This is a genomic window from Pseudomonas sp. HMSC063H08, from assembly GCF_001813645.1.
Taxonomy (GTDB): Bacteria; Pseudomonadota; Gammaproteobacteria; order Pseudomonadales; family Pseudomonadaceae; genus Pseudomonas; species Pseudomonas aeruginosa.
Genome location: NZ_KV813352.1, coordinates 1 through 3,145 on the forward strand (window position 1 = coordinate 1; position 3,145 = coordinate 3,145).

4 protein-coding genes and 2 pseudogenes are annotated in these 3,145 nt (G+C 62.2%); 4 read left to right on the top strand and 2 right to left on the bottom strand.

Annotated elements, in window-relative coordinates:
* The first annotated feature begins 181 nt into the window (after positions 1-181).
* The 4 genes and pseudogenes from HMPREF2924_RS03875 (at position 182) to HMPREF2924_RS03885 (ending at position 2,370) form a co-directional block, all read left to right on the top strand.
* Positions 182-907, top strand: coding sequence for a cysteine hydrolase family protein (locus tag HMPREF2924_RS03875; protein ID WP_031634207.1), 726 nt, complete (start codon positions 182-184; stop codon positions 905-907).
* A gap of 235 nt (positions 908-1,142) precedes the next feature.
* Positions 1,143-1,430, top strand: a pseudogene (locus HMPREF2924_RS36885) (alpha/beta fold hydrolase); the annotation flags it as partial.
* Positions 1,387-1,695: pseudogene (locus tag HMPREF2924_RS33880) on the top strand (TniQ family protein); the annotation flags it as partial. The pseudogenes HMPREF2924_RS36885 and HMPREF2924_RS33880, both read left to right, overlap by 44 nt.
* Positions 1,696-1,755: 60 nt before the next feature.
* Complete coding sequence (locus HMPREF2924_RS03885) at positions 1,756-2,370, top strand: recombinase family protein (protein WP_000904941.1); 615 nt, start codon at positions 1,756-1,758, stop codon at positions 2,368-2,370.
* Positions 2,371-2,422: 52 nt separating this feature from the next.
* On the opposite strand, the gene merE is transcribed toward HMPREF2924_RS03885, so the two are convergent.
* Both merE and merD read right to left on the bottom strand, forming a co-directional pair.
* Complete coding sequence (merE, locus tag HMPREF2924_RS03890) at positions 2,423-2,659, bottom strand: broad-spectrum mercury transporter MerE (protein WP_001087809.1); 237 nt, start codon at positions 2,657-2,659, stop codon at positions 2,423-2,425.
* Positions 2,656-3,021, bottom strand: a complete 366-nt coding sequence (gene merD / locus HMPREF2924_RS03895; protein ID WP_070700362.1) for a mercury resistance co-regulator MerD — start codon at positions 3,019-3,021, stop codon at positions 2,656-2,658. The genes merE and merD overlap by 4 nt, the downstream gene beginning before the upstream one ends.
* Positions 3,022-3,145 lie beyond the last annotated feature (124 nt).

Genomic DNA, 3,145 nt, shown 5'->3' on the forward strand with positions numbered 1-3,145 from the left:
CGAGCAAAAGGTGGGCGGGCTGGACGCTTACGGCCGAAATCCAGGGACAAATGTCCTATTCGTACCAGCCTCTCGCCGTACCGTACTCGCACCACCCCACTTCGAGGACATGCAAATGACCTTCAACAAGACTCACCCCAAGACAATGCTCTCCTACGCCGCCGTGTTGGGGGCCATCCTGATGGCGCCTGGCATCAGCTTCGCCGCCGAGAACTCCTATGCCGACCCGGTCAAGCCCGCGCTCCCGGCCTCCACTTTTGAATGGGATCTAAGTCGAACCGCTCTGGTCGTGATCGACCCGCAGATCGACTTCATGAGCCCGGAGGGTGCAGGCTGGCCGGTGTTCGGTGCGAGCGTTACCGAGCAAAACCTGGTCCCGAATCTGCGCCGGCTCTTCGCGGCGTCCAAGAAGGCTGGAACGACCGTCGCCATCTCGCCGCACTACTACTATCCCCACGATCATAAATGGGAGTACGAGGCGCCGGCGGAGACCGTTCAGCACAAGCTTGGCCTCTTCGATCGCAAGGGCGCCTTGACGCTGGATGGATTCCGTAACTCGGGTGCCGACTTCATGCAGGAGTTCAAGCCCTTCATTGAAGACGGCAAGACCATCGTCGCATCACCGCACAAGTTGTATGGCCCCCAAAGCAACGACCTGATGCTGCAGCTGCATAAGCAGCGGGTTGACAAGATCATCCTTGCCGGTATGGCCTCCAACCTGTGCGTCGAATCGCATCTTCGCGAGTTTCTGGAGCGCGGTTTCGAGGTGGTCGTCGTACGTGACGCCATCGCCGGACCGAAGCTTCCTGACGGCGACGGCTACGGTAGTGCACTGGTCGACTTCCGCTACATTGCCAACGGTCTGCTGACGACCGACGAGGTAGTGAAAAAGCTGGAAGGACGCTGACCGCGGGTAGAACCAATTTCCCAACCAGGCACGGGAGCCCTTGTTGCTCCCGTGCTAGCCAACTGACAAGGAGTCACCCATGAGCAATACCAAAACCTTCGGGCCTGCCAGCCCGGACCGGCGAGATTTTCTGGTGCTAGGCTTGAGTGCCGCGGCCCTGGCTGCCGTTTCCCCGGCGTCCTTCGCTGCACTCTCGTCCGTCCACTCTCCTTCCATCAACCGCGGAATCATGACCATGAGCACAGTGACTACCCAAGATGGCGTTGAGATCTTCTACAAGGACTGGGGCCCGAAGGACGCCCAGCCAATCGTGTTCCACCATGGCTGGCCGCTCAGCGGTGACGATTGGGATAGCCAGGCCCTGTTCTTCGTTGGCCTGGGCTATCGCGTCATCGCGCACGATCGGCGCGGCCACGGCCGGTCCGCTCAGGTGAGCGACGGCCACGACATGGACCACTACGCTGCGGACGTCGCGGCGTTGGACGGAGCCGCACACTGGTTTCACCAACGGCCTGCCGGCGAAGGTGCCGAAGCCGGAACCCATCAACCACTGGCAACGAGCAGCCCAGGCCATCGATGAGGCCATCATTGAAGCGCGACACAACCCGGAGACGGCCCGCTTGCTGTTCACACTGGCGTCCTACGGGCGACGCGACCCCGAATCCCTGGAACGTTTGCGCGCCACGTTCACCAAGGAGGGCATCCCGCCGGAGTTTTTGTCACATTACGAGCCTGAATGGCCGTTTGCAGGTCTTAGACTAAATGACGGGTTAAGTGACAGTTTTTGACGGCGAGAACTTTCTGGCTCACACTGTCACATAATCGAACGTATATGTGACAGGTACGACATGCTGATAGGCTACATGCGGGTATCGAAGGCGGACGGCTCCCAGGCTACCGATTTGCAGCGCGACGCGCTGATTGCCGCCGGGGTCGATCCAGTACATCTTTACGAGGACCAGGCATCCGGCATGCGCGAGGATCGGCCCGGCTTGACGAGCTGCCTGAAGGCGTTGCGAACTGGCGACACACTGGTCGTGTGGAAACTGGATCGGCTCGGACGCGACCTGCGACATCTCATCAACACCGTGCACGACCTGACTGGGCGCGGCATCGGCTTGAAGGTATTAACCGGGCACGGCGCGGCCATCGACACCACGACCGCCGCCGGCAAGCTGGTCTTTGGCATCTTCGCCGCCCTGGCCGAGTTCGAGCGCGAGTTGATCGCGGAGCGCACGATTGCCGGCCTAGCCTCGGCCCGCGCGCGCGGGCGGAAAGGCGGCCGGCCGTTCAAGATGACCGCCGCCAAGCTGCGGCTGGCGATGGCGGCAATGGGTCAGCCAGAGACCAAGGTCGGCGACCTGTGCCAGGAACTTGGCGTCACGCGGCAGACCCTGTATCGGCATGTTTCACCCAAGGGTGAGCTACGTCCAGATGGCGAGAAGCTACTCAGCCGAATTTGATGCCGGCATGAGGCAACGTAGCGACAGCGTGGTTTGTCTCAATGGGAAGCGCTCATGATCGATCTTTGAAGGCCCGCAGCAGTCGTGTCACAGACAGGACGAACAAACCGGTCAGCGTGAGGGCTGCGATACCCCAGTACTCTCCGATGAACGCGCCGGCCGTCGTGCCGGCCAGCACAATGGCGAGAATCGGCAAATGGCAGGGACAGGTGAGCACGGCCAGCGCGCCCCACAGGTAGCCGGTGATCGGTTTGTGCGTCTCGGACGGCAAGCGCTCGGGGCTGTTCATGGCAGACTCTCCGCGTGCTGTGCCGGCTCGGTCGGCAGGGTGGCCAACTGCACTTCCAGATCGGCCAACGCTTCGCGCCGACGCTCGACGAACTGGCGCAGAACGGCAAGCTGCGCGGCCGCTTCATCGCCGTCCGCAGCATCCAGCGCCCGGCACAGCCGCGCCAGCGCGTCCAGGCCGATGCCCGCCTCGAAGGCCGCCCGCACGAAGCACAGCCGTTGCAAGGCGGCATCATCGAACAGGCCATAGCCGCCCGGGGTGCACGCCACCGGACGCAGCAATCCGCGCAGCAGGTAGTCGCGCACGATATGCACGCTCACCCCGGCATCAAGGGCCAGCCGGGACACGGTGTAGGCGCTCATTGAAAACCTCCTTTTTTTATCCAGCGCAGCAGGAAAGCTGCTTCACGTCCTTGTTGAAGGTCTGCGCCGCAAGCTTCAACCCCTCGACCATTGTCAGGTAGGGGAACAACTGGTCGGCCAGTTC